This window comes from Ruegeria sp. CH5 (assembly GCF_056537025.1).
The window spans coordinates 18,232-32,875 of sequence record NZ_JBQFQT010000008.1; the positions used below are offsets into that span (position 1 = coordinate 18,232).

Annotated in this window: 12 protein-coding genes; 3 read left to right on the top strand and 9 right to left on the bottom strand. The window is 62.9% G+C overall.

The genetic code is table 11. From position 1 onward, the window contains the following. Position 1 precedes the first annotated feature (1 nt). Entirely contained in the window at positions 2 to 1,198 is a 1,197-nt protein-coding gene (locus tag ACR0JC_RS18335) for a BCCT family transporter (RefSeq protein WP_170342886.1), read from the bottom strand. Between the two features lie 184 nt (positions 1,199 to 1,382). Between ACR0JC_RS18335 and ACR0JC_RS18340 the strand changes: the two genes are divergently transcribed. Continuing rightward, positions 1,383 to 2,270, top strand: a complete 888-nt coding sequence (locus ACR0JC_RS18340; protein WP_170342483.1) for a DMT family transporter — start codon at positions 1,383 to 1,385, stop codon at positions 2,268 to 2,270. Here the strand turns inward: ACR0JC_RS18340 and ACR0JC_RS18345 are convergent. After that, on the bottom strand, positions 2,246 to 2,767 hold the full coding sequence (locus tag ACR0JC_RS18345; RefSeq protein WP_170342486.1) for a glutathione peroxidase: 522 nt from the start codon (positions 2,765 to 2,767) through the stop codon (positions 2,246 to 2,248). The genes ACR0JC_RS18340 and ACR0JC_RS18345 overlap by 25 nt on opposite strands. Positions 2,768 to 2,912: 145 nt before the next feature. On the opposite strand from ACR0JC_RS18345, the gene msrB reads away from it, so the two are divergent. After that, positions 2,913 to 3,362: a peptide-methionine (R)-S-oxide reductase MsrB gene (gene msrB / locus ACR0JC_RS18350; RefSeq protein ID WP_170342488.1), complete on the top strand. Its 450-nt coding sequence runs from the start codon at positions 2,913 to 2,915 to the stop codon at positions 3,360 to 3,362. After that, the gene (gene msrA / locus ACR0JC_RS18355; protein ID WP_170342491.1) at positions 3,359 to 3,871 is read left to right on the top strand and encodes a peptide-methionine (S)-S-oxide reductase MsrA; all 513 of its coding nucleotides are present in this window, start codon (positions 3,359 to 3,361) and stop codon (positions 3,869 to 3,871) included. The genes msrB and msrA overlap by 4 nt, the downstream gene beginning before the upstream one ends. Positions 3,872 to 3,874: 3 nt before the next feature. Here msrA and ACR0JC_RS18360 read toward each other — a convergent pair whose 3' ends face one another. The 7 genes from ACR0JC_RS18360 to ACR0JC_RS18390 all read right to left on the bottom strand — a co-directional run bounded on the left by ACR0JC_RS18360 (position 3,875) and on the right by ACR0JC_RS18390 (position 14,628). Continuing rightward, the gene (locus ACR0JC_RS18360; protein ID WP_170342888.1) at positions 3,875 to 5,878 is read right to left on the bottom strand and encodes a hydantoinase/oxoprolinase N-terminal domain-containing protein; all 2,004 of its coding nucleotides are present in this window, start codon (positions 5,876 to 5,878) and stop codon (positions 3,875 to 3,877) included. Positions 5,879 to 5,949: 71 nt separating this feature from the next. Then, complete coding sequence (gene queG / locus ACR0JC_RS18365) at positions 5,950 to 6,987, bottom strand: tRNA epoxyqueuosine(34) reductase QueG (RefSeq protein WP_170342493.1); 1,038 nt, start codon at positions 6,985 to 6,987, stop codon at positions 5,950 to 5,952. A 74-nt stretch (positions 6,988 to 7,061) separates the two neighbouring features. Next, positions 7,062 to 7,727 carry an FtsZ-binding protein FzlA gene (gene fzlA / locus ACR0JC_RS18370; protein ID WP_093963811.1) on the bottom strand — a complete coding sequence of 222 codons (666 nt, stop codon included), beginning with the start codon at positions 7,725 to 7,727 and terminating at the stop codon, positions 7,062 to 7,064. Positions 7,728 to 7,786: 59 nt separating this feature from the next. Further along, positions 7,787 to 8,527 (bottom strand): monofunctional biosynthetic peptidoglycan transglycosylase, encoded by a 741-nt coding sequence (mtgA, locus tag ACR0JC_RS18375; protein WP_480764009.1) that lies wholly within the window; start codon positions 8,525 to 8,527, stop codon positions 7,787 to 7,789. Between the two features lie 40 nt (positions 8,528 to 8,567). Then, positions 8,568 to 9,485: a Hint domain-containing protein gene (locus ACR0JC_RS18380; protein ID WP_480764010.1), complete on the bottom strand. Its 918-nt coding sequence runs from the start codon at positions 9,483 to 9,485 to the stop codon at positions 8,568 to 8,570. Between the two features lie 176 nt (positions 9,486 to 9,661). Further along, the gene (gene gltB, locus ACR0JC_RS18385; RefSeq protein WP_170342499.1) at positions 9,662 to 14,194 is read right to left on the bottom strand and encodes a glutamate synthase large subunit; all 4,533 of its coding nucleotides are present in this window, start codon (positions 14,192 to 14,194) and stop codon (positions 9,662 to 9,664) included. After that, positions 14,191 to 14,628, bottom strand: coding sequence for a GFA family protein (locus ACR0JC_RS18390; RefSeq protein WP_005979708.1), 438 nt, complete (start codon positions 14,626 to 14,628; stop codon positions 14,191 to 14,193). The genes gltB and ACR0JC_RS18390 overlap by 4 nt, the downstream gene beginning before the upstream one ends. Positions 14,629 to 14,644: the final 16 nt, after the last annotated feature.

Genomic DNA, 14,644 nt, shown 5'->3' on the forward strand with positions numbered 1-14,644 from the left:
GTCAGTGAACAGTCTCGACCTTGTGGAAATCCAGATCCCGATCTTCGGGCATCGAGTCGATGCTCATCACCTCTGTGCGCTTGACGATCAGGATATAGACCACGCAGGCGAGGTAGAGGCCAACCACCACGGCGCCGATCCACTGAATCTGCAGCCACTGGCTCTGGAACAGAAGCGTCAGCACAAACAGAAGCACCACGTTTCCGGCAACATAGGCCGTCTTTCCGAAGCGTTCGACCGTCATGTTCAGGTTGTCGGTATAGAGCCTGATCAGCGAGTCCAGTGAGTTGATCACGAAGGTCACGCCGACGATCACCATCGCGATGTTGGTGATGCCTGCGGTGCTGATGCCGTTCAGGTGATAGTAGTAAAGCACGCTGAACCAGATCGCCAAGGGGATCGACGGAAAGATCAGCAACGCCGCCAGCAATTGCCAAGTGGTCAGCCCTCCGACAAAGCGCGAGGTGAACTGACCGATCATGATCGACCAGGCAAACCACCAGAACAGGTAGAAGGCGTGATAGTCGGTCAGAGGCAGTATGAACTTGTGGATATTGGCGAAATACGCCCCGATATTGCTGCTGGTTTCCACGAAACCCGCAACGCCCATACCGGCCGCGGCCCACATGCCGAGGATCAGCGCCAGAAACAGAAACGTCGAGCCGACAGAAAGAATCCGCACGTATTTCAGGTCAGTCGAGGAATAGGCCGCGGCCAGAATGACGACAAATACGATGATGTAAAACGTGGTCACCACGGACTCGCCATCACCAACTTCGGGCAGGTATCCGGGCAGGTAGATCAGGAACAGGCTGGCGGTGAAAGCGCAGGTCCCGATGATCACCACATTGTTGATCAGCTTGACCACCGGGATTTCAAAGAACTGTACTCGGGGCTCGATGACGCAGAAATAGAATGCCGTCAGGAAATAGAAGGCCCAGATCAGGAAACCCCAGAACCCGAACTCGATCGCCAGCGGGTTTGCGAACGCATAGGCCGGATCTTCGGCATAGCCGCCGAATTCGGTGAGCGGGAACATGATCAGCCCGACATCCAGGCCGGATGTGAACAGGATCGCGATGAAAGTGAACAGATGAACAGGTGTCACGCCCACGCACCGCAGGTTCCACCATTTCACGACGAAGAACGCTACCAGCCCAAGAGCAAGCAGGACCCCGAATGACAGGATGTATTCCAATAGCACCGACAAACCTCCCTTTAGATGTCAGATCACCGAGCGGATATCTTTAATTGGCTAGTCAATCAATAAAACCGGCGCCCAGGGAAAACTTGCGCGCACCATGTGTCTTTTTTGACGCTCGGGCGCTTGTGGCCTGCGGGAAAATCGGAAACAGTCGCCGCACATTCAAACAGGAGCGGTCATGGATCTGCGCGCCATCGCCATGGGGCTGGCCTTTGCCTTCATCTGGTCGTCTGCCTTTACCTCGGCGCGGATCATCGTCGCGGATGCTTCGCCGCTGTTTTCACTGGCGGTTCGCTTCCTGATTTCCGGCCTCCTCGGTGTCGCCATCGCCGCGGCCATGGGCCAGAGTTGGCGCCTGACGCGGTCGCAATGGTACGCGACCATCCTGTTCGGAATCTGCCAGAATGCCCTGTATTTGGGTCTGAATTTCTATGCGATGCAAACGGTCGAGGCGTCGGTCGCGGCGATCATCGCCTCGACCATGCCACTGCTGGTGGCTCTGGCCGGCTGGCTACTGTTCGGGGAACGGTTGCGCCCGCTGGGTGTTCTGGGTCTGCTGGCCGGGTTCGCTGGCGTGGCCTTAATCATGAGCAGCCGGATCAGCGCCGGGATCGACCTGTTCGGCGTTGCCCTCTGCGGGCTGGGCGCGCTGGCGCTGACCTTCGCCACGCTGGCCGTGCGCGGGGCGACCTCGGGCGGGAATTTCATGATGGTCGTCGGTTTGCAGATGTTTGTCGGCTCGGCGGTTCTGTTCGTCGCCGCCCCGTTGTTCGAGACGATCTATGTCCGTCCAACCTGGCCGCTGGCGCTGGCCTTCACCTACACGACCCTGTTCCCCGGCCTGCTGGCCACGCTGATCTGGTTCCTGCTGCTCAACCGGATCGGACCGATCCGCGCGGCGACATTCCATTTCCTCAACCCGGTGTTCGGGGTCGCGATCGCGGCGATTCTGCTGGGTGAGCGGTTGGGCGCAATGGATGCCGTTGGTGTTGCGGTCACCACGCTGGGCATTCTGGCCGTGCAGTTGTCACGCCAGCCAGTTCAGCGCAGCAGCGCCTCGACCTGACTGCGCAGCTTGCGAGAGTCCGGCCGGGTCGTCGACCCAAAGGTCGCCACGACCTCGCCTTCGGGGCTCAGCAGGATCTTGTTGAAATTCCAGCCCGGCACAAACCCGGTCTCGGCGGCGACCGCCTTGTAAAACGGGTGGGCCTGCGCGCCGGTCACGGGGGTGATGTCGGTCATGGGCAGGGTCAGGTCATAGTTCAACTCGCAGAACTCCTTGACCTCGCTGGCGGTTTCCAGTTCCTGGTTGAAGGAATCCGATGGGACCGACAAAACCACCAAACCCTTGGGCCCATAGGTGTCCTGCAGCTTTTGCAGCCCGGCATATTGCCCGGTAAACCCGCATTGCGAGGCCGTGTTGACCACCAGAACCGGCTGGCCGCGCCAGTCCGACAGCGACAGCGTGCCGCCATCGATCGATGGGAACTCTCCGGATACGGGCGCGGCCTGCACCGTTCGACCGATCAACAACAAGGCAGACAACAGCAACATTCTGAACATGGCGTGACCTCCTCTTTGATATTGATACGCTCGAACTACGGCGGCAGATCACCCGCACGATCGCGCGAGCCGGGTGAAACAGGGCTTTGCTTTTGTCGCGGCACACCCCAAATATCTCGGCAACGTATGCAATGCCGGAGGACCCATGCCCGAATATACCAAAGATCCATCGGTTGTCGCGGCCCTGTCGCCCGAGGAATTCCACGTCACCCAGCGCAACGGGACCGAACGCCCCGGCACCGGAAAACACCTGAACAACAAAGAACCCGGCATTTACGTGGATATCGTATCGGGCGAGCCGCTGTTCGCCTCGACCCACAAATACGAGTCGGGCTGCGGCTGGCCCAGTTTCACCAAACCCATCGTGCATGACCACGTCACCGAGCTTGAGGACCGCTCGCTGGGCATGATCCGGACCGAGGTCCGCTCAAAACACGGCGACAGCCACCTGGGCCATGTGTTTCCCGATGGTCCGCTGGATCAGGGTGGGCTACGCTATTGCATCAACTCCGCCGCGCTGAGGTTCATCCATCGTGACGACATGGAGGCCGAGGGCTATGGCGAATACCTCGATCAAGTGGAGGACCCGAAATGACCGAACAACGCGCCGTTCTGGCCGGAGGCTGCTTCTGGGGCATGCAGGACCTGATCCGCAAGCTGCCCGGCGTTCTGCGCACCCGCGTCGGATATACCGGCGGCGACGTGCCCAACGCGACCTATCGCAACCACGGCACCCATGCCGAAGGGATCGAGATCTGGTTCGACCCCGCGCAGATCACCTATCGCGATCTGCTCGAGTTCTTCTTCCAGATCCACGACCCGACCACCGTGAACCGCCAGGGCAATGACATTGGGATGAGCTATCGCTCGGCCATCTACTACTGCGACGAAACGCAGAAACAGATCGCGCTGGACACGATCGCCGATGTGGATGCCAGCGGGTTGTGGCCCGGCAAGGTCGTGACCGAGGTCGAACCCGCGGGCGATTTCTGGGAGGCCGAGCCCGAGCATCAGGACTATCTTCAGCGTATCCCCAACGGCTATACCTGCCACTTCCCGCGCCCGGACTGGGTTCTGCCCAAACGCAGCAGCGCTGCCGAATAAAGGTCAGCCGACGGCCACCCGCGGGCGGCCGCTGGCTTCGACGGTCAGCATCGCCTCGACGAAGACATCCTTGCCTTCGATCCGGGCGGTGCGGATGTCGCGGTTGACGATCAAGCGGATATCCTCGGCCCCGGCCTCGCGCACGGCGCTTTCGGTCTCGCGCCGCAGTTCGGCCTCCAGCAGGGCCAGCGCGGGTTCGGGTTCGGGGAAATCCTGCGGCCCGTCGTTCAGATGCACGCGGTACCGGCCTTCGGACGGAGCGGTCACCGTGCCCGCCCGCCGCATGGTCAACCGCCCCACGACGGCCCCGATCGCATTGGCCACCCCGGCATTGTCGGGCAGCACCATGGTACAGCGCAGACGCTCGCCGACCGCCGGGTAATAGCTCGGCGCCGAGGCACCCAGCCCGACCACATCCACGTTCAGCCTCGTGTCCAACGCCAGCAGACCGCGATGCCCGTGCAAGCCCCGCCGGGTCAGCACATGGCGCGCCAGATCCTCGGGCGGCAGGCCGAACGCCTCGGCCTCTTCCGCAAAAGCAGTCTCTAACAAGGTTAAAACGGTCTGCTCGGTCAACTGATCCACGATCATCCCGGCCAGCTCATCGGCCGAGCCCGCCAGCCGGTCGCCCGACCCCACACGACGGCGAGCAATCAACTCCAGCGCCTTGCGCGCGGCATCGGCATCCCAATCGGACAGGCGCCCCAGAACGTGGCTGGCATCCGACGGCGTCACCCCCGAAACCTGAACGATCCCGCGATCCACCAGCCGGGTCAGAGCACCGTTTTCCATCCGCGTGCGCAACAGGGCGCTCAGGGACATAACCTTGTCCCCCAGCCGCTCCAGCAGCCCCGCCTCGCGCGGGCCCAGACCCTCGGCGTGGATGCCGGGCACGCGGCGGGCGAAACGGGTGTCGTGCTCGCCCACCGTGGTCGCGCGCAACTGCTCGTCCAGCGCGGCATGGACCACCCCGGGCGCCTGGGCCGCGATCAGCGACACCGGCAGCACCCGGCGCGGACCCAGGAACACACCGCCGCGCAGGCCCTCCGTCACCACATGCACCTGGCTGTCACCGCCCAGACCATGCGTGCGCATCGCCACCGCCTCGACCATGGTGCGGAACCCGCCGACCCGGGCGCCCGCCGGGTCGATCGCCGGTTTTCCATCACGGATCAGCGCCACATCGGTCGTCGTCCCTCCGATATCCGACACCAGCGCGTCCTGAACTCCGGTCAGCCAGCGCGCCCCCACGATCGAGGCCGCCGGACCGCTAAGAATGGTTTCGATCGGCCGCTCCCGCGCCTGCTCGGCGCTCATCAAGGCGCCATCCCCACGCACCACCATCATCGGCGCGTCGATGCCCAGCTCGAGCAACACATCCTGCGCCCGGCCGATCAAGCGGTCGATCATTCCGATCAGACGTGCATTCAGCACCGCCGTCACCGCACGTTTCGGCCCGTTCAGCTTGGCCGACAATTGATGCGAGCACGTCACCGGCGCGCCGGTCTTCTCGGTGATGATCCGCGCGACCTCAAGCTCGTGCGCGGGGTTGCGCGTGGCAAACTGGGCCGCAACCGCAAACCCGGAAATCCCGGACTGCTGGTCCAGAAATTCGGTCAACGCCCCTGTATCCAACGGCGCGGCCTCGGCCCCGGCATGGCTATGCCCGCCCGCGATCACCAGCGCCGGGTCGCCCTTCAGCGCATCGCGCAGCCCATGCCTGTCCAGATCACCATCCCGAAACCCGACATAGATCAGCGCGACGCGCCCGCCCTGCCCCTCGACCAGCGCGTTCGTGGCCAGCGTCGTCGACAGCGACGCCATCGAGATCTGGCCGGGTGCGACCTGCGCCTGGTCCAGCACCGCCCGGATCGCCCGCCCGACGCCGATCGCCAGATCCTCGCGCGTGGTCAGGGACTTGGCCGAGGCGATCACCTCTTCCTCGTCCCGGATCAGCACCGCATCGGTGTAGGTTCCACCGGTATCCACGCCCAAAGCCAACGCCATCGGGGTCTCCATCCTGTTCGCAGTCACGGGTGTAGCGGTTTGAACCGACGCGTCCAGCCTGTTTGCGGCATTCACGACAGTTGTTCGACCGCCCAGCGCGCCGCGTCCGCCACCGTGGGGTCGGGATCCTCGGTCAGCGCCTGCGCGACCAGAATCAACTCCGACAACCCGGAATTGCCGATGGCATACAGAACGTTGCGCACGAAGCGGTCGCGCCCGATCCGCTTGATCGGAGAACCCGAGAATCTGGCCCGGAACGCCGCATCGTCCAACCCGGCCAGTTCCGCCAGCGGCGGCGCCATCAGGTCTTGGCGCGCGGCATAGCGGATGTCGCTGGCCGCCACCGCGAACTTGTTCCACGGGCAGGCGGCCAGACAATCATCACAACCATAGATGCGGTTGCCCAGCTTGCCGCGCAACTCCTGATCCACCGGCCCCTTGTGCTCGATGGTCAGATAGGAAATGCAACGCCGCGCATCCAGCTGATAGGGCGCCGGGAAGGCATCCGTAGGGCAGGCATCCAGACAGGCCCGACACGACCCGCAATGATCCACTTCCGGAGGATCCGCTGGCAGGTTCAGAGTAGTGAAAACAGACCCTAAAAAGGCCCAATTGCCCCAATCCCGGCTGACCAGATTGGTATGTTTTCCCTGCCACCCCAACCCGGCTGCGTGGCCCAAGGCCTTCTCGGGCACCGGCGCGGTATCGACGAACACCTTCACCTCGCCCCCGGCCTCGGCAATCAGCCACCGGGCCAGCCGCTTCAGCCGCTTCTTGACCAGATCGTGGTAATCCCTGTTCTGCGCATAGACCGAAATCGCCCCGCGATCGGGTCGCCCCAGAACCTCGGTCGGATCATGATCCGGCGTGTAACTCTCGGCCAGCATGATGACCGAGCGCGCCTCGGGCCACAGCTGCGCCGGATCCCCCCGCCAATGGGTCCGTTCGGCCATCCAGCCCATCTGCCCGTGATAGCCCGCCGCCAGAAAGGCCTCCAACCGCGCAGGCACTTCCGGCACGTCCCAAGGACGACAAATCCGGCACGATACGAACCCCTCGGCCCGGGCCTGCGCCACCAACCTGTCCTTCAATGCCGTCGCGCTTTTCATCTGGCCCAAATATCCTCGGGGGTGAATTGGCCCAATGGGCCAAGAGGGGGCAGACCGCCCCCTGCCCCAACCTATCAGAAATCCAGGTCGGCGTAATGGGCGGGCGGGCGGAAGCCTGGCACCTGATCCGCCAGGATCGACCGGAAGGCGGGGCGCGACTTGATCTTGGCGTACCAGTCCTTGACCACCTGGCTGCGGTTCCAGTCCACGTCCGAAATGTAATCCAGCGACGACAGGTGCGCGGCAGCGGCAAAATCGGCCAATGTCATCTGATCTCCGGCCAGCCAGCGCCGCTGATCCAGCAGCCAAGCCATGTAGTCCAGATGGAATTTGATCGCCCGCGCACCTTCCTTGACGTTCTTGCTGTCGGGATAGCCCTGACCGGTCACTTTCTTGTTTACCCGCTCGTACAGCAGCTTGGATGTCACCTCGTGGTGGAATTTGTCATCAAACCAACTGACCAGACGGCGCACCTCGAACCGGGCTTCCGGAGTTTTCGGCATCAATGCGGGTTCCGGCCGCGTTTCTTCGATGTATTCGCAGATCGCCGCGCTTTCTGACATCACCCGGCCATCCAGCCGCAGAACCGGGACCTTGGCCGCAGGGTTTCTGCGCAAGAAGTCCGGGGATTTTTCCCAGTACTTTTCCTCGACCAATTCGACTTCGATCTTCTTTTCCGCCAAGGACAGGCGGACTTTTCGACAAAAGGGGGACAGGGGAACGTGAAACAAACGCGCCATGTGGATCCATTCGAACCAATTGAGTACCGCTCAGCAATAGCCGCTGACGGGCAGAAGTTTCAATCCTCGAAGCAATCTGCGCGACCATCTGCGCGGATGGTGGCCGCTCCATCGCGGATCGCGGCAGCTCGTCTGCGGGTGTAAACCGACGGGTCCGTGACCGAACGGTTGCGCGGTGACGGAAGGATTGCCGCCAGACGCGCCGCCTGCACCGGGCTGAGTTGGGCGGAACTGACACCAAAATTCTTCCGGGCGGCCGCCTCGATCCCGAACAGGCCCTCACCGGTCTCAGCCACGTTCAGATACACCTCGAGAATGCGCTTCTTGCTCCAGAAGATTTCGACGACCGGGGTCATGGAGGTCTCAAGCGCCTTGCGCACCCAACTGCGCCCCTGCCACAGAAAGACATTCTTGACCACCTGCTGAGAAATGGTCGACGCCCCGCGGTTGCCACCATCTTCAAGCGCATTGCGGATCGCGTTTACGTCAAAGCCCCAATGCAGGCAGAAATTCGCATCCTCGGCCGCAACGACCGACCGGGCCATGTGCGGAGACATATCCTCGATCGCGACCCATTCCCGGTCCACCTTGCCCAGGCGGCGCCACTCGGACCAGATCGTATGGGTGATCGGCGGGTTGACCACGGTGTAAAGCAATACAAGCGCCACGAACGCCGCGGCCAGGGCACCGATGACACGCAGTAACCACCGCCGAATCCGAACGATGAGCGTTTCCGTTTTCCGAGACCGGGTTGCCTTTTTGGACTTACCGCGGGATTTGCGCGCTGCTTTCTTCGCCATGTTCCTGCTATACGCCGCAGCACCGGTATTTGGAACGGAATTATGACGCGATCAGCCGTCCTTCGCGCGGGCGCACCACCGGACGGGCGGTTTTCGGACCACCATCTTCCACCACTCCCAATTGCGGGAACAGGCGCAACAGCTCGGCCTGGGTTTGCCGGTCAGACCGCGTAACGGCGTGGCCGGGATAGTAGCTTTCGCTTTTGGCGCCGTTGGCGATGACGATCTCGTGCTGGTCGAACAACAGGTGGAAATACTCGACCTCGCCGCCTTCGACCCTGGTCACCGTCGTGCCGTTGACCAGGGAATGTGCGGCAATCAAAACCTCAGGGTGGCCGTAGAAATAAGCCGCGCGCCAATCGTCGATCAGCATCCGGTGTTGCGGCGAGAACAGAGTGTCACGGTCCAGTCCCAGGACCCCCGCGGCAAAGCGGATGGGGGCGGCGTTGCCCTCGGCCGCAACGGTGGTTCTGCCAACCCAGATCAGAGCCCGCGCGCCGTTGTCGACCGTCGTGACCAGGTCACCGGCCTGCAGATCTTCGACGCGGCGCAATCCATCGGGTGTTTTTATCATTGTTCCGGCAGTAAAACACGGCGGCCCAAGCTCACCCGGAACCACCAAGGGACCTTCGGTATTGACGAAAGTCGTCGAGACTAGCGTCCCCTCTTGCAGCACCTGACCGTCCGTCGGGGTGAACACGCGGCTGCCATCAGCCAGATAGAAGGTGATTCCCGTGTAGGTGACGTTTCCCACACCGGACACGTTGATCGTCACCGTGTCGCCCGGCCAGGATCGGGTGACATCGATGCCGTTGACCGAGTCATTGTCGGAACTGTCGATATCACCATCGTCGTTCTGGTCGACCAGATTGTACTTCTCAACCGTCAGAAGGGTCCCCGTTGCCGGCGGGCTGGCCGGATCCATGGCAAAGAACTGGTCAAGATAGGTCGTAGGCATGCGACGACTCCCTGGCGAAATTGGCGGCAAGCGGAAGCATTGGCGAAATATCCAAACTTTCCGTGTACAGGCCTAGCGACACGCAATGTTTTTTCAAGAAATCCGGAAACGTGAGGGCACGAAAGGAAAACCCCGCGTGTCTTTTCAAACACGCGGGGCAGGTTTCACAGGCGACCTTACTCGGCCGGAACCGCCGCTGCCTCGTGGCTCAGCGGGTAGCTGAGTTTGTTCAGCATCTCCTTCGGGCAGACCTGCAGGAAGTTCGACAGCTCGACATCCCAGTGCTGCAGGATGTCGGCGGCCTTGCGGCTGCCGGTCTCCGCGGCGTGACGCTCGATCAGCGACTTCAGCTGGGTCTCCCAATGCTCGACCGTTACGGGGCAGGTCACCAGGGTTTCCATGTTCATCAGCAACTGCGCCTTGCCTTCGGGGTCGTACAGATAGGCCATACCACCCGTCATCCCCGCGCCAAAGTTCGCACCGATGTCACCGAGGATCACCGCAACGCCGCCGGTCATGTACTCACACCCGTTCGAGCCGCAGCCCTCGACCACCACGGTGGCACCCGAGTTGCGCACGGCAAAGCGCTCACCAGCACGGCCAGCCGCGAACAGGTACCCGTCGGTCGCGCCGTACAGGACCGTGTTGCCGATGATCGTATTCCGGTCGGCCTGCAGCGGGCTGACCTGCGGCGGGCGCACGACGATGGTACCGCCCGACAGGCCCTTGCCCACATAGTCGTTGGCGTCACCCGACACTTCCAGTTTGAGCCCCGGCGCGGCGAAGGCGCCCAACGACTGACCGGCCGAGCCTTGCAGTTTCACATGCAGATGGTCGGGCTGGAATGTGTTGCGCATCCCAAAGTTCTGCACGATGTGGCTGGACACGCGGGTGCCTACCGTCCGGTGCGTGTTCTGCACGGCATAAGACAGCTGCATCTTCTCGCCATCCTTCAGGAACCGCGCAGCGTCGCGCACGATTTCAGAGTCCAGCGTATCAGGCACCGCGTTGCGGGGCTTGTCACGGTCATAGACGATGTTTTGCGCGCCATCGACGGTGATCAGCAGCGGATTCAGGTCCAGATCGTCCAGATGCGCCGAGCCGCGGCTGACCTGCGCCAGCAGATCCGCCCGACCGATGATTTCGTCGACCGACCGTGCGCCGAGGCTGGCCAGGATCTCGCGCACTTCCTGTGCGTAGAAGGTGATCAGGTTCACCACCTTGTCGGCATTGCCGGTGAACTTGGCGCGCAGGCTCTCGTCCTGCGTACATACGCCCACCGGGCAGGTGTTTGACTGGCACTGGCGCACCATGATGCAACCCATCGCGATCAGGGCGGCGGTGCCGATGCCGTACTCCTCGGCCCCCATCATCGCCGCCATGACGATGTCGCGCCCGGTGCGCAAGCCGCCATCGGTCCGCAGGGTTACCCGGTCGCGCAGGTTGTTCATCGCCAGAACCTGATGCGCCTCGGTCAGGCCCATTTCCCACGGCAGGCCGGCATATTTGATGCTGGTCGCGGGGGATGCCCCGGTGCCGCCATTGTGGCCCGAGATCAGGATGATGTCGGCCTTGGCCTTGGCCACCCCGGCGGCGATCGTGCCCACGCCCGAGGACGCCACCAGTTTCACCGTCACCTTGGCGCGCGGGTTGATCTGCTTGAGGTCATAGATCAGCTGCGCCAGATCCTCGATCGAGTAGATGTCGTGGTGCGGCGGCGGCGAGATCAGCGTCACGCCCTTGGTCGAGTGGCGCAGGCGCGCGATCAGATCGGTAACCTTCATGCCTGGCAGCTGGCCGCCCTCGCCGGGCTTTGCACCCTGGGCCACCTTGATTTCCAGCTCTTCGCACTGATTGAGGTATTCGGCGGTCACACCGAACCGGCCAGATGCCACCTGCTTGATCTTGGCCGAGGGGTTGTCGCCATTCGGCTCGGGCACGAAGTGTGCGGGATCTTCCCCACCTTCACCCGAGTCGGATTTCGCGCCGATCCGGTTCATCGCCACGTTCAGCGTCTTGTGCGCCTCGGGGCTGAGCGCGCCCAGCGACATGCCCGGGGTGACAAAGCGCTTGCGGATCGAGGTAATCGACTCGACCTCCTCGATTGGGATCGGCTTGCCCAACGGTTTGAAATCCATCAGGTCGCGCAGGTGGATCGGCGGGTTCGCCTGCATCTTGGCCGAATACTGTTTCCACAGCTCGTACGACGCGCGGTTGCAGGCCATCTGCATCATGTGCATCGAGGTCGCTTCCCACGCATGGGTCTCACCCGATTTGCGGGCCTTGTAGAAGCCACCGATGGGCAGAACGTCCAGGTCACTCTCCCAGCCTTTGGCATGGATTCCTTCGGCCTTGGACTGAATGCCGGTGACGCCGATGCCCGAGATCCGGCTGGTCATGCCGGGGAAATATTCGGCCACCATGGCGCGGCTCAGGCCCACGGCCTCGAAATTCAGGCCGCCGCGATAGGACGAGATCACCGAGATGCCCATCTTGGCCATGATCTTCAGCAGGCCCTGGTCGATTGCCTCCCGATAGCGCGCGACGTTTTCAGTCAGGCTGCCTTCCAGCAAGCCGCGTTCGATCCGGTCGGCCAGCGAGTCTTCGGCCAGATAGGCGTTGACCACGGTCGCGCCACAGCCGATCAGCACCGCGAAATAATGCGGGTCGATGCATTCCGCCGAGCGTACGTTCAACGAACAGAAGGTCCGCAGGCCCTGACGGATCAAGTGCGAATGCACCGCGCTGGTGGCCAGGATCATCGGCATCGCCACCTTGCCGGGGCCGGAATACTGGTCGGTCAGCACCAGGTGACCCGCGCCCGAACGCACGGCCTCTTCCGCCTCGGCGCGGATGCGCGCCAGCGCGGCGCTTAGCGCGCCGGTGCCGGGTTCGAAGGTACAGTCGATTTCGGCCAGCGGCGCATCGAAATTCGCCACCAGTTCTTCCCACTGGGCGTTGCCGACAAAGGGGCTTTCCAGCACCACGATCTCGGTCTGGCTGCTGTCCTCATCCAGCACGTTCTTGAGGTTGCCGAACCGCGTCTTCAGCGACATCACGCGGTATTCGCGCAGGCTGTCGATGGGCGGGTTGGTCACCTGACTGAAGTTCTGGCGGAAGAAATGGCTGAGCGGTCGGTACTGTTTGGACAGAACCGCCGAGGGCGTGTCGTCGCCCATCGAGGCGATCGCTTCTTTGCCATCCTCGGCCATCGGTGCGAGGATCTGCTCCAGTTCCTCGACCGTGTAGCCCGCCGCGATCTGGCGCTTGCGCAGTTCCTCACCGGTGAACAGCGGCTTTTCGGCGACCTTCGCCAGCTTTTCGTCCAGATCGTTGATCTTGCTGACCCATTCGCCGAACGGCAGGGCCGCGGCCAGCTTGTCCTTGATCTGCTTGTCGCGGTACAGCTTGCCCTTCTTCATGTCGACGGCCAGCATCTGGCCCGGACCCAGCGCGCCTTTTTCCTTAACGCTGGCCTCGTCGATCGGGACCATGCCCGCCTCGGACCCGGCGATCACCAGACCGTCGCCGGTGACTACATAGCGCATCGGGCGCAGGCCGTTGCGGTCCAGCCCGGCGCAGACCCAGCGGCCATCCGTCATGGCCAGCGCGGCGGGGCCGTCCCAGGGCTCCATCACCGAGTTGCAGTAGGAATACATGTCGCGCCAGGCCTGCGGCAGTTCCACCGCCTGTTTCGACCAGCTTTCCGGCACCAGCATCGTCTTGGCCATCGGGGCCGAGCGGCCCGCGCGAACCAGAACCTCGAACACCGAATCCAGCGCCGCCGAATCCGACGACCCACCGGCGATGATCGGCTTGATGTCTTCGGCATAGTCGCCGAAGGTCGCCGAGGCCATGCGGATCTCGTGGCTTTTCATCCAGTTGATGTTGCCCTTCAGCGTGTTGATCTCGCCGTTATGCGCCAGCATCCGGAACGGCTGCGCCAGCCACCATTGCGGGAAGGTGTTGGTGGAATAGCGCTGATGATAGATGGCAAAGGCCGACTCGAAACGCTCGTCCATCAGGTCTGGGTAGAACACGGCGACCTGCTCGGCCAGCATCATGCCCTTGTAGATGATCGACCGGCAGCTGAGCGAGGCCAGGTACAAACTCGAAATCCCCGCGGCGGCGGCGGCTTTTTCGATCCGGCGGCGGATGACGTACAGCTCGCGCTCGAACGTGTCCTCGTCAACGCCCTTGGAATTCGAGATCAGGATCTGCTCGATCTCGGGCCGGGTCGCGTTGGCCTTTTCGCCTAGGCAGGTGACATCCACCGGCACGTGGCGCCAGCCATAAATGTAGTAACCCATCCGCAGAACTTCGGTTTCCACGATGGTCCGGCAGCGTTCCTGCGCGCCGAAATCGGTGCGCGGCAGGAACACCTGCCCCACGGCGATCAGCTCGTCCATCTTGGGCTCGTGCCCGGTGCGGCGGATCTGGTCATAGAAGAAAGGGGCCGGGATCTGCACATGGATGCCCGCGCCGTCGCCGGTCTTGCCGTCGGCATCCACCGCGCCGCGGTGCCAGATCGCCTTGAGCGCATTGATCCCGGCCTCGACCACCTTGCGGCTTTTCTTGCCGTCAACCGAAACCACCAGGCCGACCCCGCAAGAGGAATGCTCTTCCTGCTCGGAATACAGGCCATTTTCGGCCATCCACTTGCGCTTGGCTTCCTCGGCCCGGACCCAATCGGCATCATATTTCGTCATTGGCTGTCTCCTTCTTCCGACGGGGCGTACATGGCCATGACCTCGGCTTCGGTCATCTGACGGCGTTCACCTGCGAACGCGTAACCCTCGGGCTTCTTGTCGATGTAAAGTTCAAGTTTCAGCGTGTTGCCGGCCGCGTTGTCGAACAGGCCGGCCGCGATCTGTGTCTGGCCGTGCATCTCGCCCGGCAGGGTGATCCGGTACCACAGGGCCGAGCCGCATTCTTCGCAGAAGGCGCGTTCGGCCCAGTCGGACGAGGTGAAGGTCTTGACTGGCCCCAGCGCCGCATAGCCCGGCTGGGCCGGAAAGGTGACCAGAGCGCTGCTGGTCCAGCGGCGGCACATGTCGCAATGGCAGGCGCCCAGCGCGTCGCGGGCGGGGGTCGCGGTCACAGTGACCGCGCCGCACATGCATTGGCCTTGCAATTCGGGCATCCTATCCCTCCTGTCG

Bases quoted from the DNA above. Each gene is read 5' to 3' on its own strand.
- queG (WP_170342493.1), bottom strand. From the start codon at position 6,987: ATGAAAAGCGCGACGGCATTGAAGGACAGGTTGGTGGCGCAGGCCCGG.
- msrA (WP_170342491.1), top strand. From the start codon at position 3,359: ATGACCGAACAACGCGCCGTTCTGGCCGGAGGCTGCTTCTGGGGCATG.
- fzlA (WP_093963811.1), bottom strand. From the start codon at position 7,727: ATGGCGCGTTTGTTTCACGTTCCCCTGTCCCCCTTTTGTCGAAAAGTC.
- ACR0JC_RS18380 (WP_480764010.1), bottom strand. From the start codon at position 9,485: ATGCCTACGACCTATCTTGACCAGTTCTTTGCCATGGATCCGGCCAGC.
- ACR0JC_RS18360 (WP_170342888.1), bottom strand. From the start codon at position 5,878: ATGGCGTTGGCTTTGGGCGTGGATACCGGTGGAACCTACACCGATGCG.
- ACR0JC_RS18345 (WP_170342486.1), bottom strand. From the start codon at position 2,767: ATGTTCAGAATGTTGCTGTTGTCTGCCTTGTTGTTGATCGGTCGAACG.
- ACR0JC_RS18390 (WP_005979708.1), bottom strand. From the start codon at position 14,628: ATGCCCGAATTGCAAGGCCAATGCATGTGCGGCGCGGTCACTGTGACC.
- mtgA (WP_480764009.1), bottom strand. From the start codon at position 8,527: ATGGCGAAGAAAGCAGCGCGCAAATCCCGCGGTAAGTCCAAAAAGGCA.
- gltB (WP_170342499.1), bottom strand. From the start codon at position 14,194: ATGACGAAATATGATGCCGATTGGGTCCGGGCCGAGGAAGCCAAGCGC.
- msrB (WP_170342488.1), top strand. From the start codon at position 2,913: ATGCCCGAATATACCAAAGATCCATCGGTTGTCGCGGCCCTGTCGCCC.
- ACR0JC_RS18340 (WP_170342483.1), top strand. From the start codon at position 1,383: ATGGATCTGCGCGCCATCGCCATGGGGCTGGCCTTTGCCTTCATCTGG.